Below are 22,540 nucleotides of genomic sequence, written 5' to 3' on the forward strand. Positions count from 1 at the left end.
TCGTCCGCTCCGGCACCGACGACACACATCGCCGTAATCGTAGTGGTCCAGAGCTCAGGCTTAGATGTCGCTAGGGAATGGCGGACGCCGTCAGCTTCCACCGATGGGCGCTATGAACAAGCCGGTCGAGGATGGCGTCGGCAACCGCAGGTTCGGCGATATAGTCAAACCACTCTTCGACAGGCAGTTGGCCGGCGACAATGGTCGAGGTCGCTCCAATACGATCGTCGAGGAGATCCAGTAGACCTTGCTTCCCAGCTGGCGTGGGTTCCTAACCCAAAGTCATCGAGCACTAGCACCTTGGCTTTCGCCAGGGCCTGCCGAAATCGGACAACAGATCCGTCCTGCTGTGCGATCGCCAGATCGGCGAGAAGGGCGCTGGTCCGTACATACCGAACGGAATAGCCATTCCTTGCTGCTTGAACAGCCAAAGCGCAAGCCAGCCAGGTTTTGCCGGTGCCAGTCGGCCCGGTCATGAGAATGTTGCGCCGATGCTCGGCCCAGCGACAGGTCAATAGGTCCGCGAGATAGCCGCGATCCAGACCTCGTCCAGGGCGGTAAACCACGTCGCCCGCCGAGCGGTTGGCGATCTCAGGACGGTCGTATGGCTGGCGCAAGCGCTGGCATCCGGCGCGATGGATCGGACCGCCTGCAATCTCGTTGTGGCCGTCGACTTCGACCGAGCCCGCCACAGCGAAATGGAAGCGCTGGCCGCTTGGTCTGACGAAGCACTTGCCGATGCGGCTACGGACCTTGGGCGTCCGGTGGTGGACCGCATGGCTGCAACCTGGATGCTTGCAGGCACCAAGCGATTTCCGAACCTGAACGCGCCGTCTTGGAACGATCGTCCGAGGGGACGGCTCATGAGCCTCATGGTTCGGGCGGGTATGCCGCTCGTGCTCTGCTATCTGGCAGACCGGGCCGCGATTCGAGGCGGTGGATGTATGCACGCCTCCTTGCTGCCGATGTGGCAGATGATCCAGGCCGACGAGGATCAGCTCCGGTTCGTTCCCGGTGATCTGCCGGACGACCCCGGTCTTGGCCAGATTCTGTCCTGCAGCTACGACATGCACACCCGCCCCGGACAGGCTGCTATCAAGCGGCTGATGTCGGTCCCCGTTGTTGCTAATGCCCTGGCCAAGGTCTCTTCGGCGGACAGGAACGGGTCGCTCTTCGAAGCTGTCTTCGCGGTCGAGGGCGGAAAACTTGCGAGGCGGGGTCTTCTCCCCAGCTCGACGCCCTGGCGGACAGGATCGACGACCTGGTCCTGGCCTATAGCGGCGTCGGTACAGTTGAAGAGCGCCGGGCCCTGCTAGCCGCCACGGCCCAATCCCTGCCTGAACTGCACCGCTTCCGGAGGGAGATTGTGCTCGGCAAGCGAGAGGTGGCCTAAATGGCCGATCCGGAAATAAAGGGCTGAAAGCGGCCTCAACAGCTCAGGTACACCAACCTACCTGCCGTCAGTCTTCCAAGTTCCCACAGCCGCCAAAACTGGCCACACCCGGCCCCGTATCCGGTCTCCCACCGAGAAGCAGAGAAGCCCGCTCAAGCGGCGATTTCTGTCCCACAAAACTGTCCCACAATCATGTCCCACATTCGAACGTCAAAGCCCTCGCGAAGCCCCGCCGGGCTGGATTTCGGCGCTTCGCCGACCACCAACGCCTTCTCGTTCCGGGCGCGCCACTTTCCCGCATTAAATCAAACGCTTGCGATTTTCTGCGGGCTCGGCCCGTTGTGGTCGGCCGTTTAGACCGGGGTCAGTGAATTCAAGCGATCTTTCGCAGCTTCCGGTCAGCTCAGGGGCGGAGCTTCGGCGCCTTTCTGGTCCGCGTGGCGGCGCGCCATTCGATCGCCCCTCGCTGAAGAGGCGAGGGGAGGAGCGCTTTCCGTCCGGGCGGGACAGCCCTGACATTTGGACCAAATTGTCGCCACGCCGTTCAATCTCTCGGCTGCCGATATCGTGAAGCTCGCGTCGAACTTGAACGCTGGAGCCCCTCATGTCCGACGCCCGCTTCACCCGCGCCAACGGCGCGCCGGTCGCCGACAACGTCAATATCGAAACGGCAGGCCCGCGCGGACCTGCTCTGCTGCAGGACATCTGGCTGCTGGAAAAGCTGGCCCACTTCGATCGTGAGGTGATCCCCGAGCGGCGCATGCACGCCAAGGGCTCGGGCGCCTACGGTGTGTTCACCGTCACCGGCGACATCTCCGGCTTCACGAAGGCCAAGCTCTTCTCGGAGATCGGAAAGAAGACGCCGGTGTTCGCCCGGTTCTCGACCGTGGCCGGCGAGCGCGGCGCGGCCGACGCCGAGCGCGACATTCGCGGCTTCGCCCTGAAGTTCTACACCGAGGAGGGCAACTGGGACCTGGTGGGCAACAACACGCCGGTGTTCTTCTTCCGCGATCCGCTTCGCTTTCCGGACCTCAACCATGCGGTCAAGCGCGATCCGCGCACCGGCATGCGCAGCGCCCAAAACAACTGGGACTTCTGGACGCTTCTTCCGGAGGCGCTGCATCAGGTCACCATCCTGATGAGCGAGCGCGGCCTGCCGCGCGGCTACCGTCACATGCACGGCTTCGGCAGCCACACCTACAGCTTCATCGACGAGCAGAACGAGCGCATCTGGGTCAAATTCCATTTCCGCTGCCGACAGGGCATCGAAAACCTGACGGACCAGCAAGCCGAAATCCTGGTCGGCAAGGACCGTGAAAGCAGCCAGCGCGATCTCTTCGAGGCGATCGAGCGCGGCGACTATCCCCGCTGGACGATGTCGGTTCAAGTGATGACCGACGCACAGGCGCGGGCCTTTCGTTTCAATCCGTTCGACTTGACCAAGGTCTGGCCGAAGGGCGAGTTTCCGCTGATCGAGGTCGGCGAACTGGAGCTCAACCGCAATCCGGATAACGTCTTCGCCGAGGTCGAGCAGGCGGCGTTCACGCCGGCCAATATCGTGCCGGGCATAGGGTTTTCACCCGACAAGATGCTGCAGGCGCGGCTCTTCTCGTATGGAGACGCCCATCGCTATCGCCTGGGGGTCAACCACAACCTCATTCCGGTCAACGCGCCCAAGTGCCCGTTCCAGAGCTATCATCGCGATGGCGCGATGCGCACCGACGGCAACCTGGGGGCCACCCCGACCTACTGGCCCAACAGCCGCGGCGAGTGGATGGACCGCCCGGATCTGGCCGAGCCCCCCCTCCCTATCGACGGCGCCGCGGCGCACTGGGACCATCGTCTCGACGACGACCACTACCAGCAACCAGGCGATCTCTTCCGCCTGATGAGCGCGGACCAGCGCCAGGTTCTGTTCGACAACACCGCCCGCGCCATCGGCGGGGCTTCGACGGACATCCAGCGTCGCCACGTCGCCAACTGCTGCAAGGCCGACCCGGCCTATGGCGAGGGTGTGGCCGAAGCGCTGGCGCGCCTGTCGTCGCCGGCCGTGGCGGCCGAATAGCCGATCAATTCGGGTCCGGCCCACCGCAGCTTGCCGGACCCGCGGGCCGTCCTTCAACGCCCCCGTCACGAAGGACGGCCCACTCCCTGCCGAGCATCGGCTCGCATGGCCCGCGACAACATCTTCAGCCTGGCTCGGCGCCCTGCCGACGAAAACGCGCCTTTAGGACCCCGTCATGTCCACCGACCCCGCACCGCCCCCCGCCAAGACCGGTCTCTCGGGCCTGATGGCCCTGTGCATGTCCGCCGCCGCCGGCGTCGCGGTGGCCAACATCTACTACAACCAGCCCATGCTCGGCTTGATCGAGCAGGACCTGCCCGGCCCGCTCGCGGGCCTGATCCCGACCGCCACTCAACTCGGCTATGCCGTGGGCCTCTTCCTGTTGGTTCCGCTGGGCGACATCATCGATCGCCGGCGGCAGATCGGGGTCCAGTTCATGGTCTTGGCCGTCGCGCTTGCTCTTGCGGCGATCGCCCCCAGCGCGGTTCTGGTCGTGATCGCCTCGCTCGCGGTGGGTTTGACCGCGACGGTGGCCCAGCAGATCGTACCGCTGGCCGCCCACCTGTCCTCGCCCGACAAGCGCGGCGCCACCGTCGGGACCGTGCTCTCGGGCATACTGACGGGGATCTTGCTGAGCCGGACGCTCGCCGGCTTTGTGGCCACCCACGCCGGATGGCGCGAGATGTTCTGGCTTGGCGTACCGATGGCGATGATCGCCGGCGCGCTCATGTACGCCACCCTGCCGCGCGTGGCGCCCGACTCCAGGCTGAGCTATGGCGAACTGCTGCGTTCGATCATCGGCCTGTGGCGAGCGTTCCCCGCCCTGCGTCTGGCGGCGGTCACTCAAGGCCTGATCTTCGCAGCCTTTACCGCCTTCTGGACGATCCTGGCCTTTCGTCTGCAGTCGCCGGCCTACCGCCTGGGGGCGGACGTGGCGGGCCTGTTCGGCGTCGTCGGCGCGGTGGGCATCTTCGCCGCGCCTCTGGCCGGGCGGTTCGCCGACAAGCGTGGCCCCAAGCCGATCGTCATCCTGGCCGCCGGCCTGATCCTGGTCTCCTGGCTGATCTTCGGCCTTTGGACGTCGCTGGTGGGGCTGGTCGTTGGCGTCATCGTTCTGGACTTCGCCATGCAGTCGGCCCTGGTTTCCAACCAGCACATCGCCTTCACCCTGCAGCCCGAGGCGCGCGCGCGTCTCAACACCGTGCTGATGGGCTCCATGTTCCTTGGCGGCGCCTTCGGTTCGGCGGCCGCTTCGGCGGCTTGGAAATCAGGCGGCTGGTTGGCCGTGACGCTCCTGGGCCTTTCCTTGGGCGCTATCGCCACCGCCCTTCAGGGTCTCAACTTCTCCCGCACGACGCCCGCGGCCAAAGCCGTCTAGGGTGGCGGCAGGCCGCCGGTACTTCCATCGGTCCGTCAAAGAGGCGCTGCGGCGTCGGCTCATCTGGCCGCCCGAGCGGTTGCTGCTGCGCGACGATCGCGGAGCGGACGAGCCGCAGGGTTGCTTGGGCCGTTTCCGGCGTCCGGACGCAGCAGCGGGCGCCCCTGCGGTGCAGGGGCGCCCGGCGAGGGCGGAACGGACTAGCCCTTGATGAAGGCCAGCAGGTCCGGATTGATGACGTCCGCGTGGGTGGTGGCCATGCCGTGCGGATAACCCGGATAGGTCTTCAGCGTGCCGTTCTTGACCAGCTTGGCCGAAAGCAGAGCGCTGTCGGCGATCGGCACGATCTGATCGTCCTCGCCGTGCAGGATCAGGACCGGCACGTCGATCTTCTTCAGATCTTCGGTGAAGTCGGTCTCCGAGAAGGCCTTGATGCAGTCGTAGTGAGCCTTGGCGCCGCCCATCATGCCCTGGCGCCACCAGTTCTCCACGACGGCGGGATAGACCTTCGCCCCTTCGCGATTGAAGCCGTAGAACGGGCCGGCCGCCACGTCGTGGAAGAACTGGGAGCGGTTGGCGGCCAGAGAGGCGCGGAAGCCGTCGAACACCTCGATCGGCAGGCCGCCGGGATTGGCCGGCGTCTTGACCATGATCGGCGGCACGGCCCCGATGAGAACCGCCTTGGCCACGCGGCCCGGCTTGGCGCGGGCGACATAGTGGGCGACCTCGCCGCCGCCGGTCGAGTGGCCGATGTGCACGGCGTTCTTCAGGTCCAGGTGATCGGTCAGGGCGATCACGTCGGCGGCGTAGGTGTCCATCTCGTTGCCGGTGTCGGTCTGGTCCGAACGGCCGTGGCCACGGCGGTCGTGGGCGATGACCCGATAGCCCTGCAGAGCGAAGAACATCATCTGGGCGTCCCAGTCGTCGGCGCTCAGCGGCCAGCCATGATGGAACACGATCGGCTGGGCGGTCTTGGGACCCCAGTCCTTATAAAAGATCTTCACGCCGTCCTTGGTGGTGACATAGCCGCTGCTCATGTGCGGAATTCCTTTGGCTGTGGTGGATTGCGCGGCCATGGCCGACGCCGGGGAAAGCGACGGCATGGCCGTCAGGGCCGCGAGGCTCAGGCCCGCGGTGAGGACGGCGCGGCGCGACGCGCCGGCGTCTTCGGGTTGGTCTTGGCTCATCTGAATCCCTTTGCGATCGCGCCGAGCTGCGGTGCATTCGATCCAAGGCCACTTTGGGGTGGCGGCCGGCCGAAGGCTTGACCGCCGTGTCGCTAGTTTGGACCAACCGCTCCAATCACGCCGCCGACGCCGCGACAGGACTCCCGCGTCTGGCGGTGATCGCGTCGCCAGCTTGCCGGCGGCAGGCCTTCCTCGCGCTTGAAGACGCGCGTCAGGTGGCTCTGGTCGGAAAAGCCGCACAGGTCGGCGATCTGCGCCAGCGGCAGGGCGGTCTGGCGCATCATGGCCTTGGCCGCCGTGATGCGAGCGGTGGTCATCCACTGGTGCGGGGTGACCCCCGCCGATTCCTGGAAAGCGCGCGCGAAATGGCGCGTCGAGAGGCCGCAAGCCTTGGCGAGCGTCACGAGGGAGAGGCCCGCTTGCAGGTTGCTTTGCAGGATCTGCTGGGCGCGGCGGAGGAGATGTGGCGCGAGACCGCCGCGCGCCAGCCGCTCGTGCGGGCGCGGCCGGCCGTAGGCGTGGGCGACGTGCGTGGCCAGGGCCAGCTTCAAGTGGGCCAGATAGGGCCGTGAGGAGAAGAAGCCTTCGCCCAGCGGCGCGAGCATCGCGCCGATCAGATGTTCGATGGTCGGGTCGGCCAGATCGACGCCCGAGGACGCCTCCAGGCCCTCGATCGGCGCGGCGTGGGCCTGGATGGCGATGATGTCCAGCACCGACCAGGGAATGACGACGTCGATGGCGTGGAAGGGCCGGGCCATCCGAAGGCGTGACCCAAGCTGGAGGTCCTCGATCAGCGTCGCGCCCGCGCGCAAGGCCAGGAGCCTGGACGCCCCCGGAGCGCCGACGTCGGCCTCGCCCAGATAAGGCCCCAGCATATGCCGCACGAGGATTGCTGGGCCGACGTCGGGAAGCCGGACGGGAGCCCGCTGACTGTCGACTTCGTGGATCTCGATGGCGTCGGCCGGGTTTGCGCTCGCCTCTCGCGTCTGCGTTCGATCCATCGATCGCGCGATGCAGGCCATGTCCGGACTCCGTCGGGAAAGCCGCCCAGCGTCGGCCAGCGTCGGTTCAAGGTAAATCTCGGGCGGGTGGCTTGGGCCCCACACTAAAGTGTCGTTCGATCCGCCCGTGTCGGCTCAACGGACGCAGCGTCATCGACCGTCCTTCGGTCACCGGGCGCGGTCCTCGCGTCCGCGCAGGGTGTGGGACTAGCTGGCGCGTCTCCATTTGGTTAGCTTCGAGGATAGGGGCAAACCGGCCCATATCCGCTTTTCGAACCCGGCCTTGGCCGGGGCTCGGTAAGCATCCCAAGGACGCTGCGCGCACAGATGGGTGACAAGATCTCCGTCCTGATCGTCGACGATCACCCGATGCTTCGCGAAGGCGTGGCCGCCGTGGTCGGCGCAGAAGCGGACATGATCATCGCCGGCGAAGCCGGGGACGGCGCCGAGGCGCTGGCCAAGTTCATCGCGCTCGCACCGGACGTCACCCTGATGGACCTGAAGATGCCGGGCGCGGATGGGGTCTCGGCGATCAGCGCGATTCGGGCCGAGTCGCCCGATGCGCGGATCGTGGTCCTGACCACCTACGCCGGAGACGCCCAGGCGCTTCGAGCCCTTCGCGCCGGGGCCAGCGGCTATCTCCTCAAGAGCAGCCTTCGGCGGGAGCTCATCGAAACCATCCGGGCCGTCCACGCGGGCCGGCGCCATCTGCAGTCGGAAGTGGCCCACGAGATCGCCGTCAACGCGATCGGCGAGGCGCTGACCGATCGCGAGGTGGAGGTGCTGCGGCGGGTGGCCTCCGGCCGACCCAACAAGGAGATCGCCCGGGCGCTGTCCCTCTCCGAGGACACGATCAAGGGTCACCTGCGCAACATCTTCGCCAAGCTCGACGTGGACGATCGAACCCAGGCCGTGACCGTCGCCCATCGTCGGGGCATTATCCAGATCTAGCCTTGCCCCGGCAGCCGGATGTTCGACCGGCCAAACAGCAGGGCGTCGATCGAATAGGCGCCCGCGCCGGTGCAGGCCAGGGAGCCGATGTTCATGGCGCACAGAAGCAGCACCACGAGCGGCGCCTGGTGCAGGTTGGGCGCGGCGACAACGGTAAGCAGCGCGCCGAGCAGCGCGGCGATCCGGGTCAACATTCCGAGCACCAGGGCTATGGCCAGCAGGACGGCGGGCAACTCCATCCAATCGGGCCGTCCGGCGCTCACCGAGCCCAAGGCCAGCAGCAGGCCGCAGGCGGCTCGAGCGAGCGCTATCCCCACGCCGGTCGCGCCGACGGGAAAAATCGGAAAGGATCTGGCCATGATGGAAAGTCTAGGCCATCGGCTGCGCTCGCGTCAGCTCCGTCCAGGGGGGCTGGGGGCCACCCAAACGGTCTCCAGAGCGCTGGTCGGTTGGGCAGGCTTGAGTGTCGTCACCTCGTGAGGTTCATGTTGCGCAGAGCTTGGGCCAAATCGAAGGCTGTCGGTCAGGGGGGCGCCAGGCTGGGCGCGCGCGCGCCTTGGCGGTCCTGCCTTGTCGGGGCGATACTCTTCTTGCTCGCAGGGTTGCAGCCCGCCCTGGCCTTGGATCCCGCCCGCAGCCTGGCGCAATATCACCACACGCGTTGGACCTCCGACGACGGGGCGCCCACCGAGGTGCGCGCCATCGTCCAGACGCCGGACGGATTTTTGTGGCTCGGCGCAGACGATGGACTTTACCGCTATGACGGCGCGCGGTTCGAACCGATCGCGACGCCCAATCCCAAGCATCGCCACGGCTCCGGCGTGAACGCCCTGCTGGTGACGCGGTCCGGCGCGCTGGTCGTAGGGTTCGATCTGGGTGGGGTCGGGGTCTATGAGCGGGGACGGTTCACCTACCTGGAACACAGGAGGGTTCGGGCTACGGTTCGCGCGATCGCCGAGGACAAGGACGGCGCGTTGTGGGTCGCGCTCGGGAGCAACAACAGCCAGCTTGCACGCTTCCACAACGGCGTCTGGCGGATCATGGGCGCCGACTGGGGCCTGCCGCCGGGCATGCTCACGACGATCCATCCGGCGCGTGACGGGACCTTGTGGTTCGGGAGAGACCACTGGCTGGGCTATCTCGCGCCGGGAACACAGACGATCCGCACCGTGCAGACGAGCGTTGGCGTCGGGCCGGGCCTGGCCGAAGACGGCGCCGGCCGGCTTTGGATCGGCGACTCCCTGGGTGTGCGGCGCTTCGCCGACCCGCGCAGCGGGCGGATCGCGCCCGGCAGCGCCGAGCTGGTCGCAACCGCCTCGCGCTGGAGCCATATCCTCGTCGATCACGACCAGAACCTGTGGGGCGGAGGGTTCGGGGCGGGCCTTTTCCGGGTCCGCGCCCAGGCGACCGCGACCCGCGGTCCCGCCCAATCCCGCAAGGTCGAAGGCTTCAACGTCAAGGACGGGCTGACCGGCGAGGTCGTCTGGGCGGTGTTCGAAGATCGCGAAGGAACGATCTGGGTCGGCACCAACGGCGGACTTGACCGGTTCCGCCATGCCAACGTCATGCGCCAGCCGATCATCGGCGCGGATTCGCCCTTCGGCTACAGCATTACCGCCACCCTGGCCGGCGCCGTGCTGGTGGGCGACCGCAAGGCCCTCTTCAAGGCCGAGCCTGGTCAGGGACTCAAGCCTTGGTTCAGCGACTTCAATCCCGGGGTCATTTGCGAAGGCCGCTCCGGCGTCCTCTGGATGTTCGCAGCGCAAGGCGCCGGGCGGCCCGATCGGGTCTTCCGCGTTCAGGATGGTCGCCGCACCGAGGTTCGCCTCCCGTCTGCGCCGTCCCGCACCAGGGCCTGCGCCGTCGACGACGCCGGCGGCCTGTGGGTGACCGCCGAGGACGCGCCCGCCCGGCGCTGGGACGGCGCGCGCTGGCGAGCCTATAGGGCCGAGGACATCCCGGACTTCTCATCGGTCGTGGCCAATGGGGCCGGGCGAGCGCTGCTGGTGCGAAACCGCCGCCTCTTCCAGGCGGACGCGGAAAGTCTGAAGCCGATCGACTATGGCGCCGAGCGCTTCTTCCCCGGGAACCTCGTCCAGATCCGGCGCGATCGCGGCGCGACCATCGTCGTGTCGAGCAATGGCCTGACGCGCCTCGACAAGGACCAGGCGCGATTCATCGGCGACGATCGTCTGTCCTGGCTGCAAGACATCAACGGCCTCGCCCGCGCGCCCGGCGACGCCACCTGGGTGCGGGCCAAGGGCGGGGTGACCCAGGTGCGAGCTTCGGACCTTGATCGCGCGTTCCACGATCAGGCCTTCACGCCGCCGAGCCGCACCTTTTCGCTCCTGGACGGCCTCGTCGGGTCGGGAACCGGAGCCCTCAGGGATGCGGTGGCCGTCGGCGGTGACGGTCGCGTGTGGCTGGCCACCACCTCGGGCGTCTTTGTCATCGATCCCCGCAACCTCTACCGAAATCGCATCGCGCCGCCTGTGTCCATCACCAGCATGACGGTCGATGGAAAGGCCACGCTCCAGCCGCAGGACGTCGTCTTGCCAAAGGGCGCCAGGAGCCTGCAGATCGACTACGCGGGCCTGAGCCTGTCGACCCCCGAACGCGTCAAATTCCGCTACAAGCTAGGAGGCGTCGATCGCGACTGGGTCGACCCGGGGCGCCGCCGGCAAGCCTTCTACACCAACCTCAAACCCGGTCGGTACGTCTTCCAGGTTAAGGCGGCCAATGAAGACGGCGTCTGGAACGAGACCGGCGCAAGCCTGCGCTTTGAGCTGCCGCCGACCTTCGCGCAGAGCAAGCTTTTCGCCGCGCTGTGCATCCTGGCCGGCGCGCTCGCCGCCTGGCTGGCCTACGCCCTGCGTCTTCGGCAGGTCTCGCGGAGCATCCAGAGCCGAATGCAGGATCGCATCGCCGAGCGCGAACGCATCGCCCGCGACCTCCACGACACCCTCCTTCAGGGCATGCAGGGCCTGATGCTGAAGTTCCATGCCGCCACCCGGCATGTGCCTGAGGACCTTCCCGCCCACCGTCAGCTTGAGAGCGCGCTCGATCGCGCCGACGACGTCATGCGCGAGGCGCGCGAGCGGGTGCGCAGCTTGCGGACCGCCAGCGGGGAGGATCTCACGCTGACGCTCACCGAACTGGCCGCCCGCGCCGATCCGGACCGTAAGGTCGAGACCCGGCTGCTGACCGAGGGCGCCGTTCAATCGCTCGATCCGATCGTCGCCGACGAGATCGAGATGATCGTGGGGGAGGCGCTGTTCAACGCGTACCGCCACGCCAAGGCCAAGCTTGTGGTGATCGAAGTCACCTACGACCCGCGCCAGCTGGGCGTCAGGGTGCGCGACGATGGCGTGGGGATTGAACAGGCCGTGCTCGTGGCGGGGGGGCGTCAGGGGCACTTCGGATTGACGGGGATGCGCGAGCGCGCCGCGAGGATCGGAGGGGCGCTGGCGATCCGCAGCCGGCCTGCGGCCGGCGTGGAAGTCGAGCTGGTCGTCCCGTCGAGCTCGGCGTACAGAGCCGCGCCGCGGCGTTGGTGGGATCTGCGTCGGCCCGTCTGAAGCCGGCCCTAGCGCGCCGCCAGTTGAGGCGCGCCACCCAGGATGGCCGCGCTGGCGCGGATACTCGGCAGGCCAAGGCGTACCGCCCCGACGATCCGGCGGCGATTGAACGCTGCCGTCGCCGCCAGCAGAAAAGCGGCCGCCGAGAGGGCCAGGGCCTGCCAGCTCAGATGCGACAAGAGCGCCATGCCGCGAGCGCCCGCATAGCCTGGGCCCACGAAAGCGGCGACCCAAACAATCCCGGAGGCGAAATTGACCAGTTGGAAGCGTCGTTGCGGCATGCCCGCCATGCCCGCCATGACCGGGACCAGCGCGCGAAGCGGACCGGCGAAGCGGCCGATGAAGATCGTCAGGCCGCCGAAGCGACGGATCAGAAGCCTAGTGCGGGCGATGGCGCGGGCGTGAGGCTTCAAAAGCCGCCCCCGTAGAAGGCGGGGCCCCAACGTCCTGCCGATCGCGAACGACAAGCTGTCGCCCGCCACGGCCCCGACGGTCGCCCAAAGGAGCACCGAAGGCCCGTCCAGCAATCCCGCGGCGATCAGGCTCCCCGCGGCGATCAGCAGGACCGTGGCCGGCAGGAAGGCGCCCACCACCATCATCGACTCGCCGAAGGCGACGAGGCCGACGAGCGCCGCGCCCAGCGCGCGATGCTCGGCGATGAAGACGGATGCGGTCTGAGCAAGGTTGGCCACTGCGCATGCTTTCCTGGTGTTAGGCGTACGAAGATGCAGCCACGCGGGTCTGTCCGAAATGGAAATGATGGAAAGTCATCGTTTCTAAAAATGCGCCATAACCTTGCCGCATGAGAGCGTCGCAAGGCCGCGCGTGACGCCGCGTCCGCCGCGCGCGAAGGCCGCTCAGCTCGGCGAGATGGGATCGCTGGCGGGAAAGGTTTCTTCGAGCGCTTCGTCGAGAAGCCGGTCCTGATCGGTCGGGGAGGAGGGCTCCCAAAGCGATGGCTGGGTGCGAAGGCGGTAGGTGTGGGAGCCCTCCAGCACGAGCGCGCCGTCCTGATTGTGGACGGTGACGGCCGTCGTCACCAGGCCGGTGTCGCCCTGCGGCGTCAGGGCGGTGATTTCCAAGGCCGGATAGAGGGTGTCGCCGGCATAGACCGGCTCCAGAAAGGCGCAGCTCTGTTCGACGAAGGCGACGAACACCGCGCCGAAGACATGCGGCAACAGCGTCGCGCCCGGCGCCGTGAACGCCAGGACCTGCAGCCCATGGACGACCGGGGCGCGATGACCGTGCGCACGCGCGTAGGTCTGGTCGTAGTGGATAGGATGGTTGTCGCACGAGACGGCCTGGAACGCCGTGGCGTGAGCGTCCGTCACCGTGCGACTCGGCGCCCGGAAGACCTCGCCGATTTTCAGGTCCTCGAACCGCCGCGGCGGTACGATCTGGAAGCGAGAAGGGTCGAAGCCTTGGCTCATGGTCTATCTCCGTCGAGGTCAAGGATGAAGCTCGCCTCATTCAACCCGGCGAGCATGGCGGCCGACCCCGGGACGGTCTTGGCCCGACAGGCGATCGTTTGAACCGTCTGGATGCAAAGCGCCCGCGGCCACGTCACCGGCGTTCGAGGCAAAACGGCGACACCCCGTCCAAGCCCGCGAGGCGCACGTCGCGCTAGGACCAGCTGGCTCAACCCCGGAGGCGTCCATGACCCGAACCCATCTGCTCGAACCGCAAGATTGCGCCCTGCTGCTGATCGACCAGCAGGCAGGCTTGGCCTTCGGTGTCGGCTCGATCGACCGCCAAGGTCTGCTCAACAACGTCGTGGCCCTCGCCAAGACGGCCGCCGCCTTCCGGATTCCGGTCATCGCCTCGACCTCGGCGACCAAGGTCTATAGCGGTCCGGTCATGCCCGCCGTTCGCTCGGTCATCCCCGACGTCGAGGTCTTCGAGCGCCGCAGCATGAACCTCTGGGAGGACGATGCGGCGAGGGCGGCGGTGGAAGCGTCGGGGCGACGGCGCCTGCTTGTCTCGGGCCTGCTCACCGAGGCCTGCGTGACCCAGCCGGTGCTCTCGGCTCTGGCGGCCGGATATGAGGTCTTCGTGGTCGGCGACGCCTGTGGCGGCCTCACGCCCGCCAGCCACGACCTGGCCCTTCGGCGTCTGGAGGCCGCTGGGGCCGCCATGACGTCATGGATCCAGGTTCTGCTGGAATTGCAGCGCGACTGGACCCGCAAGGCCACTTACGACGCCGCCCGCGCCATCGTCGAAGACCATGCGGGCGGCTACGGCATCGGCTTGGCCTACGCCAGGGACATGATCCGCCCGGCCTGACGCCAGTCCGGATCGGCGGCGACTTTTGTGCAAGTTCCGTCCCTTTTGTTCAAGCGCGGCTTCCAGCTGCGCCCTAAGGCTCGGATCTTGAGTCGTGTCCGCTGCGGGACCGCAACACCGCGCCGGCCGGACGAGGAGCTGTCTTGAGGCGAATTGACCTGGGGTCCCGAGGAGCCGCCGCGCTTTGCTAAACCGGCGCGATCTCGCGGGGGCGCGGTTGACCGACCCCATCCAGAGGGATTGCGCCGACGCGCCATCGCTCATGACGAGGCCTGGGATCCAGATCAGCAGGCTCTCGGGCGAGGCCTTCTCGATCATGCGGATCTCTTCGCAGCGCCACGATCTTCCGCCCGGCGAGACCCTTCCGCTTTCGGACGGCTACAGCGTCATCGTCCAGCTTCGGGATTTTGCCGACCACCGGCTCTACCGCGGCGGCGGACTGATCCATGCGGGCGGTCACGCCGCCGGCAGCTTGGCGATCACGGACATGCGGGAGACCTGGCGATGCGACCATCGCTCGCCGTTCGACAACGTGCGTTTCCATCTGCCCAGAGCCGAGCTGGCCGCCTTCGCCGAGGGCGAGGGACGGCGAAAGCTCGTGGAACTGCGCAGTCCGCAGGGGGCGCGCGACGACGTGGTCTTCCAGATCGCGCAGGCCATGGCGCCGGCCTTGGCCGACCCGGCCAGCGCCTCACGCCTCTTCGTGGATCAGATGACCTACGCCCTGGCCGCCCACCTGCTCCATGCTTATGGCCAGACCAGCGGGCATCCGCACCGCGGAGGCCTGTCCAATCGGCAGAAGGTCCGAGCGACGGATTTCATGGCCGCCCACAGCCGACGCGACGTTTCGATCGCCGAAATCGCCGAAGAATGCGGCCTGTCACGCGGGTACTTCATCAAGGCCTTCCGCGCCGCCACCGGCGTGACTCCCCATCGCTGGCTGATCGAGCACCGCGTGTCGGAGGCCAAGGCCCTGCTCTCGACAGATATGCCGATCGCTCAGATCGCGTCGATTTGCGGTTTCAGCGACCAGAGCCACCTGACCCGGGTCTTCACGCGGGTGACGGGGCAGACGCCCGGCGCCTGGCGCAGGCAGTTGCGGCCTTGACCAGCAAACGGCCTTCAGATCCCAAAAACGGACTTATCTACAAGATCGCCAGCCGCGACCGCGCCACCCGTCCTGTGATGCACGCCAATGATCTTTCTGGGCCGGCTGGATGACCCCTGCGCCTTTGTCTTTGTCAAGCCGCCGGCAGGGCCAGCGCCGGGTCGAGGGTGCGGAAGGTGCGCCGCCAATTGAACGGGGTCTGCCCGGTGTAGCGGCGGAACAGACGAGTCAGATGCGCCTGGTCGGCCAGACCGCAGGCGGCGGCGATCTGGCAGAGGCTCTCGGCCGTCCCGAGCATCAACGCCTGCGCTCGCTCGAGCCGACGGCGCATGATGTAGGTGTGGGCTGTCTCGCCGGTGCTGTTCTTGAAGGCTCGGCAGAAATGGCTGGTGCTCAATCGCGCCAGCGAGGCCAGGGTCTCGACGTGGAGGCGGTCGGCGAGGTTCTCCTCGATATGGATCTTCACCTGGCGAAGCTGCCATGCGGCCAGACCGCCGCGCTGAGGGGAGGCGGGGACGACGGGCGCGAAGCTCGGCCCTTCGCCGGCCAGCGCCGGAGCGAGCACGACGCTCAGCTCGTCAAGCATCAGACGCGCCGATTGCGGATCCTCGTCGATCGCCGCGCGCAGCCGCTCGACCAGATTCAGGGCTCGCGGCGCGTAGGTTCGGTTGAGCGGCGCAGCGCTGCGCAGTCCGCTGTGCTCGCAATTGATCTGCAACATCGTCCTGGTCTCCAGCCGCCCTCGGTGACCAGGAGACTAGGAGACCAAGTCGAGCCGGAACCATCGAACGGACGTTGGTTGAGCGTATCGACTAAGTTTGGTGACCCTATGCCTTGGTTTGGGGTGGCGGCGGAGACGCGCCGCCCTTGACCCCGCAGGTTCTAATTCTCAAGCCCCGCCCATCTGTCCGCGCCTCCCTGCAGGAGCGCTGGCCTCGGCTCGGCGTGGCTCTGGTCATCGGGGCGGCGATCTTCTGGATCGACACCTTCACGGCGCTGAGCAGCGCGGTGGCCGTGCTCTATGTCGTCGTCCTGATGCTAGCCGCGGACGTCATCTCCGGACGCGGCATCTGGATGCTATCCGTCGGATGCGCGGCGCTGGCGGTCGTCAGCTTTCTGGTGGCGCACGGTCACGCCCCGTCTCTCGCCGCCCTCCTACGCCTGGTGTTCAGTCTGGCGGCGATCTCCGCCGCGGCCTTGCTGATGCAGCGCAACCATGCGGCCCGACAGTTGCTGGTCACGCAGGCAAGGCTGCTGGACGTCACCTCCGACGCGCTCTTCACGCGCGATTGGCAAGGGCGCGTGTCCTTCTGGAACCGCGGCGCCGAGCGGCTCTACGGCTGGCCGTGCGCGGAGATGCTTGGACGTGCGGCGCACGAGGTCTTGGACACACGATTTCCCGAGCCGTTAGACGCGATCCTCGAACATCTCTCCCGCAAGGGGCGTTGGGAGGGGGAGATCGTCCAGCGGCGGCGCGACGGCGAAATCCGTACGGTCCTGAGCCAATGGACCCTCGAACTCGACGAGGGGCGGCAGGCGGTGATCCTCGAGACCAACACCGACGTCACCCAGCTTCATCAGGCCATTGAGGCGCTGAGGCGAAGCGAGGCGCGCTACCGCACGATCTTCGACACCTTGGCCGTTTCGATCTGGGAGCACGATTTCAGGCCGGTGAAGGCCGCGCTCGAAGCGTTACACGCGGCCGGGGTCACCGATCTGAGAGCCTATCTGGCCGAAAATCCGCAGTTTGTCCGTGAGGCCCGGGCGATGGTCCGCATCACGGACGTAAACGCGACTGCGCTCAAGATGATGGGCGTGGCCGAGAAGACAGATTTCTTCGCCCACCTGCACGACTTTCTTCCGGAGACGGACCAGAGCTTCGAGCAATGCCTGATCGCCATCGACGAGGGCCATGAGAGGTTTGAATCCGAGACCGCCGTGCGCAGCCGCTCGGGCGAGCTGATTCCCGTCATCGTCGCCCTGTCCTTCCCCCCCGGCGGCGCCTGCCTGGACAGCATCCAGGCTTCGGTCTTCAACCTCACGGAACGCCGAAGGCTCCAGGCGCGCCTCGACCAGGCGCGAGCCGAGCTCGACCATGCCCTCCGTGCAGCTTCGATCGGCGTTCTGACCGCCTCCATCGCCCATGAGGTCAATCAGCCGATCAGCGCGGCCTCCAACGCCGCTGGAGCGGCGCGGCGATGGCTGGCGCAGGATCCGCCCAACCTGGACGAGGCGCACCTGGCGCTGGCCGATGTGGCGCGCGCGAGCGATCGCGCCGGAGAGGTCGTCAAGAGCGTGCGCAACCTGCTCGCCCAGGCTCCGACCCGGCTGGCCAATCTGGCCGTGGACCCGCTCGTGGCCGAAGCCGCCCGCTGGGTGAGCCGTGACCTGGAGGCCGCCTGCGTCGAGCTGATCCTGGAACTGGGCTGCGCCCAAGCCCAGGTCGCCGGCGAGCGCGTGCTCCTTCAACAGGTTCTCATCAACCTGATGCTCAACGCCGCACAGGCCATGTCCGAAACCCCTGCGCCTCGCATCCTGACCCTCCGGTCGCATCTCGAGGCCGGTCATGTCGTCCTGGATGTCCTGGACACCGGCCCGGGCTTCTCCGAAGAAGCGGCCGAGCGCGCCTGCCAGGCCTTCTACACCACCAAGGCCAGCGGCATGGGCCTTGGCCTGGCAATCTGCGCCTCCACCGTGGCGGCGCACGAAGGCTCCATGCATATCCTGGCGGCCGGCCCCCATCGCCCGGGCGGACAGGTGCGCATCCGGCTGCCCCTGGCCGACCGGCCCGACTAGCCAGGATCGATGGCGTCAGCCATGCGCACGAGGTCGGCGAGAGAGCGCGCCTGCATCTTCTTCATCAGGCTGGCGCGGTGCAGTTTGACGGTCATCTCCTGCAGCCCCAGCTCGCCGGCGACCTGCTTGTTCATCAGCCCTGATGCGACCAGCAGCATCACTTGGCGCTCGCGCGGGGTCAGCGCCTCGAACCGCGCCTGGACATCGAAGCTGTCGGACTCCTGACGACGGCGGGCGGCGTCCTTGCTGAGAGCGGCGGTGACCGCATCGATGATGTCCTGGTCCCTGAACGGCTTGGCCAGGAAGTCGATGGCGCCGGCCTTCATCGCCCGGACCGTCATGGGCACGTCCGCGTGCCCGGTCATGACGATGATCGGCGTGCGCACACGCCGGTTGACCAGCTCCATCTGAAGATCAAGTCCGCTCATCTTGGGCATGCGGACGTCCACGACGATGCAACTGGCCGTCTGCGGCATGGGCGCGTCGAGAAACTCCTGGGCCGACGCGTAGAGGGCCGTCTTCAAGCCTATGGACCGGAACAGGGTGTCCATCGACCCGCGGAAGAGTTCGTTGTCGTCTATGATCAGGACCGTCTGGGCGGCATCATCCGCCCTGGACCGTCCGGCGGTCGTGGTCGTGGGCATGACTCGCACCTGAAAACTCAAACTCGCAACGCTCTTACGAAGACGCCGCCAGCGTCTCAAGGCGCGCCAAGACGCGCGCTGCGCTTCGACCGCCCTCTCGTTCCAAACCCAGCCCTTTTATCCAAGTCGCCGCCGGCCCCGGGCGGGCGGCGCCGCGCTTTGCAGCAACCCACACCCAAACGCGCCCAAGCGATACAAGCCCGGGCTGTTCGGGCGGGCCTAGGGTCGCGACGTTGCTGGCGGCCTCGAACGGCGCCGGCGGCTTCAACCGCGGACTGAAGGAGTCACCATGTCGAAGGTCACCACGCGCGACGGAGTCGAAATCTACTTCAACGACTGGGGGGCGGGTCCCGTCGTCTTCATGAGCGCCGGTTGGCCGATGAGCGCCGACATGTGGGAATACCAGATGATGTTCCTGGCCTCGAACGGCTATCGCGTCGTCGCCCACGACCGTCGCGGTTTCGGTCGCTCGAGCCAGCCCTGGACCGGCTACGACTACGATACCCTGGCCGACGACATCGCCGCCGTCCTCGACCATCTCGACGTCAAGGACGTGACGATCGTCGGCTTCTCCATGGGCGGCGGCGACGTGGCCCGTTACCTCACCCGCCACGGAACCGCGCGCGTGGCCAAGGCCGCGCTCGTCTCCTGCATCACGCCGATCTTCGGCAGGAGCGCCGACTATCCCGACGGCGTCGATCCCTCGGTGTTCGACTGGATCCGCTCGGGTCTGCTCAACGACCGCAGCGACTTCGTCAACGGCTTCGCCGACACCTATTTCGGCTCAAATCGGGAAGGCAAGGACGTCCCCTACGGCATCAAGGCCCAGACGCTGCAGATCGCCAACCAAGCGTCGATCAAGGCCATGTACGATACCGTCGGCTCGTTCTCCCAGACCGACTTCCGGCCCGACATGAAGGCCTTCACGGTGCCCACCCTCATCATCCACGGCGACGACGACCAGGTCGTGCCGATCAACACCACCTCCAAGCTCGCCCACGCCATGATCCCCGGCTCGCAGCTGAAGATCTATCCGGGCGCGCCGCACGGTCTGGTCTACACCCACAAGGATCAGCTCAACGAGGATCTCCTGGCCTTCCTGAAAGGCTGAGACCCCCCGTGGCCCGCGCACGCCGCAGGTCTCTCCCGACACCCTCGCATAGGCGCGCCGCGTGGCGGCGCGGCCGGAGATCACTCATGAACACCCTCAAGAAATTGGCGGTCAGCGCCGCCGCCTCGGTCCTCCTGGCCGCCGCCGGCTTTTTCGCAGTCACCCCGGTCCATGCCGCCGAAACGCCGGCCTCTGGCCCGGTCACCGTCGTGCTTGTCCACGGCGCCTGGGCCGACGCCTCGAGCTGGAATAAGGTCATCCCGCTGCTGCAGGCCAAGGGCGTCACCGTGCTCAGCGTGCAAAACCCGCTGACGTCCCTGGCCGACGACGTCATCGCCACCCGGCGCGTCCTGAACAACGCCAAGGGGCCGGTGGTCCTGGTCGGCCACAGCTGGGGCGGGACGGTGATCACCCAGGCCGGGACAGATCCGAAGGTCAAGGCGCTGGTCTATGTCGCCGCCTTCGCCAACAGCGATGGCCAGTCGGGCGGCGACCTCGTCGGCGCCTACGAAAAGCCCCCGGCCCTGAGCACCGCGGTCGACGACGGCCAAGGTTTCCTGCGACAGAGCGAGGCGGGCGTCCTTGAGAACTTCGCGCCGGACATCCCCAAGGTCGAGGCCAGGACCTTGGCGGTGACGCAAGGGCCGCTGGCGGCCAGCACCTTCGGCGACAAGGTCACCGACGCGGCGTGGAAGACGCGACCCTCCTGGTACATCGTCTCGGCCAACGACCGGGTCATCAACCCTCAGATGGAGCGTGACCTGGCCAAGAAGATCAACGCCAAGACCACGGTCCTGGCCGCCAGCCACGTGTCGCTCCTGTCGCACCCGGCCGAAGTCGCCGCGGTGATCGAAGACGCCGTCAAGTCGGTGCAGGCCCAGGCCCGCTGACAACCGCGCCGGGCTCCTCGCCGAGCCCGGCGCTCGTCCCTGCGAAGGCGACCATGACCGCAAGTTCCCTGTTCCAGCCGATCCGCCTGGCCGACCTGGCCCTGGCCAATCGCATCGTGGTGGCGCCCATGTGCCAGTATTCCGCCAAGAGCGGCGAGGCTGGCGCGTGGCACCAGATGCACCTTGGCCAGATGGCCGTTTCCGGCGCGGGTCTGGTGATTCTCGAGGCCACCGCCGTGGCCCCGGAAGGTCGGATCAGCGCCGCCGACCTTGGCCTCTATTCCGACGAGACGGCCAAGGCCCTGGGCGATGTGCTCGCAGCCGTCCGCGCCTGGTCGCCCACGCCCCTTGGCGTGCAGCTCTCCCATGCCGGCCGCAAGGCTTCGGTTCATCCTCCCTGGACCGGCGGGGCGCAACTTTCGCTCGCCGAGGGCGGCTGGCGGACGCTCGCGCCGTCGCCGCTCGCCTTTCGTCACGATCGCACGACGCCCCTGTCGCTCGACGCGGACGGCCTCGCCCGGGTGCGCGCCCAGTTCGCCGCCGCGGCCCGGCGCGCGGCGATGCTGGGCCTGGACCTGATCGAAATCCATGCCGCCCACGGATATCTGCTCCACCAGTTCCTCTCGCCGCTGGCGAACCAGCGCGATGACGCCTACGGCGGCTCGCTCGAAAATCGCATGCGCCTGCCGCTGGAAGTCTTCGAGGCGGTTCGCGAGGCCTTCCCGGCCGGACGGCCCGTCGGGGTGCGCCTGTCGGCCACCGACTGGGTCGCCGGCGGCTGGGACCTAGAGCAGACGCTGGCGCTCGCTCAGGCGCTCGCCGCGCGCGGCGCGGACTACCTGCACATCTCCTCGGGCGGTCTTTCGCCCGATCAGGCGATCGCGCCCTATCCCGGTTATCAGGTCCCCTTCGCCCGGGCCGTGCGCCAGGTGGTCAACATTCCGGTCATCGCGGTGGGCTTGATCACCGAGCCCGAGCATGCGGACGCCATTATCGGCGTCGGCGACGCCGACCTCGTGGGCCTTGCCCGGGCCATGCTCTACGACCCGCGCTGGCCGTGGCATGCGGCCGCCAAGCTTGGCGCCAGCGTGCACGTTCCCAGCCAATACCTTCGCTGCCAGCCCCGGCGCTTTCCCGACCTCTTCATCCCCTGACAAGGACGCCGCCATGCGCTCGTATTTCTTCGTGACCGCCGCCGCGGCGGTGTTGATGGCGATGGCCCCGCCTGCGGTGCAGCCCGCCCGGGCCGGCGCGCCCCAGGCCCACGCCCAGGCGCCGGGCTTCTATCGCTACAGTCTGGGAGACTACGAGGTCACCGCGCTGCTGGATGGCACCCATGGGGTCGACGTCGACAAACTGGCGGTGGGCGCCAAACCGGGCGAGGTCGAGAGGCTGCTTGCGCGCTCACACATGACCTCTCCGGTCGAAGGCATGATCAACGCCTTCCTGATCAACACCGGCGACAAGCTCATCCTCATCGACACCGGCGCGGGCGAACTCTACGGCAAGGACGGCGGCCTGCTGCTGGCCAACCTGGCCGCCGCCGGCTACCGGCCCGACCAGATCGACGAGATCTACCTCACCCACCTGCACCGCGATCATGTGGGCGGGGTGATGCTGAAGGGCCAGGCCGTCTTCCCCAGGGCCGTGATCCACGCCTCCAAGCGCGACGCAGACTTCTGGCTGGACGACGGCAATCGTAGCAAAGCCGCCCCCTTCCTGGGGCCGATGTTCGACGGCGCCCAGCAGGTGCTGGCGCCCTATATCGCCCAAGGCCGCTTCAGGACCTTTTCCGAGAATGAGGAGGTCGCTCCAGGCATTCGCGCAATCCTCTCTCCAGGCCATACGCCGGGTCACGCCTACTACGCGGTCGAAAGCAAGGGGCAGAAACTCCTGATCTGGGGCGACACGGTTCATTTCGCGCCGGTCCAGTTCGAGGATCCCGCCGTGGCGATCCGCTATGACAGCGACGACAAGGCGGCGATCGCCGCACGCCAGAGTGTCTTCGCCGACGCGGCCGCCAAGGGTTACCTTATAGCAGCCGCCCATATCTCGTTCCCAGGCCTTGGCTATGTGCGCGACGCCGGGGCAGGACGCTTCATCTGGACGCCGGTCAACTATAGCCTGAACCGGTAGCGCGGCCCGTTAGGACCGG

21 protein-coding genes are annotated in these 22,540 nt (G+C 67.3%); 12 read left to right on the forward strand and 9 right to left on the reverse strand.

Features of this window, described 5'->3' with window-relative positions; translation table 11 throughout:
• Nucleotides 1-70: 70 nt before the first annotated feature.
• Both EIK80_RS26975 and EIK80_RS26980 read right to left on the reverse strand, forming a co-directional pair.
• Nucleotides 71-241: an ATP-binding protein gene (locus EIK80_RS26975; RefSeq protein ID WP_125155817.1), complete on the reverse strand. Its 171-nt coding sequence runs from the start codon at nt 239-241 to the stop codon at nt 71-73.
• A complete protein-coding gene (locus EIK80_RS26980; RefSeq protein ID WP_370450190.1) occupies nt 165-692 on the reverse strand; it encodes an ATP-binding protein in 528 nt (175 codons plus the stop codon). Before EIK80_RS26980 ends, EIK80_RS26975 begins: the two co-directional genes overlap by 77 nt.
• Here EIK80_RS26980 and EIK80_RS26045 point away from each other — a divergent pair.
• The 3 genes from EIK80_RS26045 (at nt 636) to EIK80_RS01240 (ending at nt 4,836) form a co-directional block, all read left to right on the forward strand.
• Entirely contained in the window at nt 636-1,316 is a 681-nt protein-coding gene (locus EIK80_RS26045; protein WP_158624617.1) for a hypothetical protein, read from the forward strand. The genes EIK80_RS26980 and EIK80_RS26045 overlap by 57 nt on opposite strands.
• A gap of 681 nt (nt 1,317-1,997) precedes the next feature.
• Complete coding sequence (locus EIK80_RS01235) at nt 1,998-3,458, forward strand: catalase (protein ID WP_125155148.1); 1,461 nt, start codon at nt 1,998-2,000, stop codon at nt 3,456-3,458.
• A gap of 175 nt (nt 3,459-3,633) precedes the next feature.
• Nucleotides 3,634-4,836 carry an MFS transporter gene (locus tag EIK80_RS01240; protein WP_199743338.1) on the forward strand — a complete coding sequence of 401 codons (1,203 nt, stop codon included), beginning with the start codon at nt 3,634-3,636 and terminating at the stop codon, nt 4,834-4,836.
• Nucleotides 4,837-5,036: 200 nt separating this feature from the next.
• Here the strand turns inward: EIK80_RS01240 and EIK80_RS01245 are convergent, their stop codons facing one another.
• Together EIK80_RS01245 and EIK80_RS01250 are read right to left on the reverse strand one after the other, a co-directional pair.
• A complete protein-coding gene (locus tag EIK80_RS01245) occupies nt 5,037-5,873 on the reverse strand; it encodes an alpha/beta fold hydrolase (protein ID WP_199743378.1) in 837 nt (278 codons plus the stop codon).
• 242 nt (nt 5,874-6,115) lie between these two features.
• Nucleotides 6,116-7,045 carry a helix-turn-helix domain-containing protein gene (locus EIK80_RS01250; protein ID WP_125155150.1) on the reverse strand — a complete coding sequence of 310 codons (930 nt, stop codon included), beginning with the start codon at nt 7,043-7,045 and terminating at the stop codon, nt 6,116-6,118.
• A gap of 306 nt (nt 7,046-7,351) precedes the next feature.
• On the opposite strand from EIK80_RS01250, the gene EIK80_RS01255 reads away from it, so the two are divergent.
• Nucleotides 7,352-7,975: a response regulator transcription factor gene (locus tag EIK80_RS01255; protein ID WP_125155151.1), complete on the forward strand. Its 624-nt coding sequence runs from the start codon at nt 7,352-7,354 to the stop codon at nt 7,973-7,975.
• Here EIK80_RS01255 and EIK80_RS01260 read toward each other — a convergent pair.
• Entirely contained in the window at nt 7,972-8,334 is a 363-nt protein-coding gene (locus EIK80_RS01260; RefSeq protein ID WP_125155152.1) for a hypothetical protein, read from the reverse strand. The genes EIK80_RS01255 and EIK80_RS01260 overlap by 4 nt on opposite strands.
• A 231-nt stretch (nt 8,335-8,565) precedes the next feature.
• Between EIK80_RS01260 and EIK80_RS01265 the strand changes: the two genes are divergently transcribed.
• Nucleotides 8,566-11,553 (forward strand): sensor histidine kinase, encoded by a 2,988-nt coding sequence (locus EIK80_RS01265; protein WP_158624618.1) that lies wholly within the window; start codon nt 8,566-8,568, stop codon nt 11,551-11,553.
• Between the two features lie 8 nt (nt 11,554-11,561).
• Here EIK80_RS01265 and EIK80_RS01270 read toward each other — a convergent pair whose 3' ends face one another.
• The gene (locus EIK80_RS01270; RefSeq protein ID WP_233586394.1) at nt 11,562-12,245 is read right to left on the reverse strand and encodes a DedA family protein; all 684 of its coding nucleotides are present in this window, start codon (nt 12,243-12,245) and stop codon (nt 11,562-11,564) included.
• A 165-nt stretch (nt 12,246-12,410) separates the two neighbouring features.
• A complete protein-coding gene (locus tag EIK80_RS01275) occupies nt 12,411-12,983 on the reverse strand; it encodes a MaoC family dehydratase (RefSeq protein WP_125155154.1) in 573 nt (190 codons plus the stop codon).
• 226 nt (nt 12,984-13,209) lie between these two features.
• Here EIK80_RS01275 and EIK80_RS01280 point away from each other — a divergent pair, with 226 nt between their 5' ends.
• Complete coding sequence (locus EIK80_RS01280; protein WP_125155155.1) at nt 13,210-13,836, forward strand: hydrolase; 627 nt, start codon at nt 13,210-13,212, stop codon at nt 13,834-13,836.
• 262 nt (nt 13,837-14,098) lie between these two features.
• Nucleotides 14,099-14,944: an AraC family transcriptional regulator gene (locus EIK80_RS01285; protein ID WP_125155156.1), complete on the forward strand. Its 846-nt coding sequence runs from the start codon at nt 14,099-14,101 to the stop codon at nt 14,942-14,944.
• A 133-nt stretch (nt 14,945-15,077) separates the two neighbouring features.
• On the opposite strand, the gene EIK80_RS01290 is transcribed toward EIK80_RS01285, so the two are convergent.
• Nucleotides 15,078-15,665 carry a helix-turn-helix domain-containing protein gene (locus tag EIK80_RS01290; protein ID WP_125155157.1) on the reverse strand — a complete coding sequence of 196 codons (588 nt, stop codon included), beginning with the start codon at nt 15,663-15,665 and terminating at the stop codon, nt 15,078-15,080.
• Between the two features lie 146 nt (nt 15,666-15,811).
• Between EIK80_RS01290 and EIK80_RS01295 the strand changes: the two genes are divergently transcribed.
• Nucleotides 15,812-17,740 (forward strand): PAS domain S-box protein, encoded by a 1,929-nt coding sequence (locus EIK80_RS01295; RefSeq protein ID WP_125155158.1) that lies wholly within the window; start codon nt 15,812-15,814, stop codon nt 17,738-17,740.
• On the opposite strand, the gene EIK80_RS01300 is transcribed toward EIK80_RS01295, so the two are convergent.
• Complete coding sequence (locus EIK80_RS01300; protein WP_125155159.1) at nt 17,737-18,384, reverse strand: response regulator transcription factor; 648 nt, start codon at nt 18,382-18,384, stop codon at nt 17,737-17,739. The genes EIK80_RS01295 and EIK80_RS01300 overlap by 4 nt on opposite strands.
• A 289-nt stretch (nt 18,385-18,673) precedes the next feature.
• On the opposite strand from EIK80_RS01300, the gene EIK80_RS01305 reads away from it, so the two are divergent.
• From EIK80_RS01305 to EIK80_RS01320, 4 genes are all read left to right on the forward strand, one after another.
• Nucleotides 18,674-19,495: an alpha/beta fold hydrolase gene (locus EIK80_RS01305; protein WP_125155160.1), complete on the forward strand. Its 822-nt coding sequence runs from the start codon at nt 18,674-18,676 to the stop codon at nt 19,493-19,495.
• An 86-nt stretch (nt 19,496-19,581) separates the two neighbouring features.
• Nucleotides 19,582-20,385 (forward strand): alpha/beta fold hydrolase, encoded by an 804-nt coding sequence (locus tag EIK80_RS01310; protein WP_125155161.1) that lies wholly within the window; start codon nt 19,582-19,584, stop codon nt 20,383-20,385.
• A 53-nt stretch (nt 20,386-20,438) separates the two neighbouring features.
• Complete coding sequence (locus tag EIK80_RS01315) at nt 20,439-21,539, forward strand: NADH:flavin oxidoreductase/NADH oxidase (RefSeq protein ID WP_125155162.1); 1,101 nt, start codon at nt 20,439-20,441, stop codon at nt 21,537-21,539.
• Nucleotides 21,540-21,552: 13 nt separating this feature from the next.
• A complete protein-coding gene (locus tag EIK80_RS01320; RefSeq protein WP_125155163.1) occupies nt 21,553-22,521 on the forward strand; it encodes an MBL fold metallo-hydrolase in 969 nt (322 codons plus the stop codon).
• The last annotated feature ends 19 nt before the right edge of the window (nt 22,522-22,540 follow it).

Origin of the sequence: Caulobacter sp. 602-1, assembly GCF_003931565.1 — a bacterium.
Classification (GTDB): Bacteria; Pseudomonadota; Alphaproteobacteria; order Caulobacterales; family Caulobacteraceae; genus Caulobacter.

Excerpts from the sequence above, each read along its gene's own strand:
- EIK80_RS01255 (WP_125155151.1), top strand. The coding sequence starts at position 7,352 with ATGGGTGACAAGATCTCCGTCCTGATCGTCGACGATCACCCGATGCTT.
- EIK80_RS01250 (WP_125155150.1), bottom strand. The coding sequence starts at position 7,045 with ATGGCCTGCATCGCGCGATCGATGGATCGAACGCAGACGCGAGAGGCG.
- EIK80_RS01260 (WP_125155152.1), bottom strand. The coding sequence starts at position 8,334 with ATGGCCAGATCCTTTCCGATTTTTCCCGTCGGCGCGACCGGCGTGGGG.
- EIK80_RS01305 (WP_125155160.1), top strand. The coding sequence starts at position 18,674 with ATGTCGAAGGTCACCACGCGCGACGGAGTCGAAATCTACTTCAACGAC.
- EIK80_RS01235 (WP_125155148.1), top strand. The coding sequence starts at position 1,998 with ATGTCCGACGCCCGCTTCACCCGCGCCAACGGCGCGCCGGTCGCCGAC.
- EIK80_RS01280 (WP_125155155.1), top strand. The coding sequence starts at position 13,210 with ATGACCCGAACCCATCTGCTCGAACCGCAAGATTGCGCCCTGCTGCTG.
- EIK80_RS01240 (WP_199743338.1), top strand. The coding sequence starts at position 3,634 with ATGTCCACCGACCCCGCACCGCCCCCCGCCAAGACCGGTCTCTCGGGC.
- EIK80_RS26045 (WP_158624617.1), top strand. The coding sequence starts at position 636 with ATGGATCGGACCGCCTGCAATCTCGTTGTGGCCGTCGACTTCGACCGA.
- EIK80_RS01315 (WP_125155162.1), top strand. The coding sequence starts at position 20,439 with ATGACCGCAAGTTCCCTGTTCCAGCCGATCCGCCTGGCCGACCTGGCC.
- EIK80_RS01245 (WP_199743378.1), bottom strand. The coding sequence starts at position 5,873 with ATGAGCAGCGGCTATGTCACCACCAAGGACGGCGTGAAGATCTTTTAT.
- EIK80_RS01300 (WP_125155159.1), bottom strand. The coding sequence starts at position 18,384 with ATGCCCACGACCACGACCGCCGGACGGTCCAGGGCGGATGATGCCGCC.
- EIK80_RS01320 (WP_125155163.1), top strand. The coding sequence starts at position 21,553 with ATGCGCTCGTATTTCTTCGTGACCGCCGCCGCGGCGGTGTTGATGGCG.
- EIK80_RS01310 (WP_125155161.1), top strand. The coding sequence starts at position 19,582 with ATGAACACCCTCAAGAAATTGGCGGTCAGCGCCGCCGCCTCGGTCCTC.
- EIK80_RS01275 (WP_125155154.1), bottom strand. The coding sequence starts at position 12,983 with ATGAGCCAAGGCTTCGACCCTTCTCGCTTCCAGATCGTACCGCCGCGG.
- EIK80_RS01285 (WP_125155156.1), top strand. The coding sequence starts at position 14,099 with ATGACGAGGCCTGGGATCCAGATCAGCAGGCTCTCGGGCGAGGCCTTC.
- EIK80_RS01290 (WP_125155157.1), bottom strand. The coding sequence starts at position 15,665 with ATGTTGCAGATCAATTGCGAGCACAGCGGACTGCGCAGCGCTGCGCCG.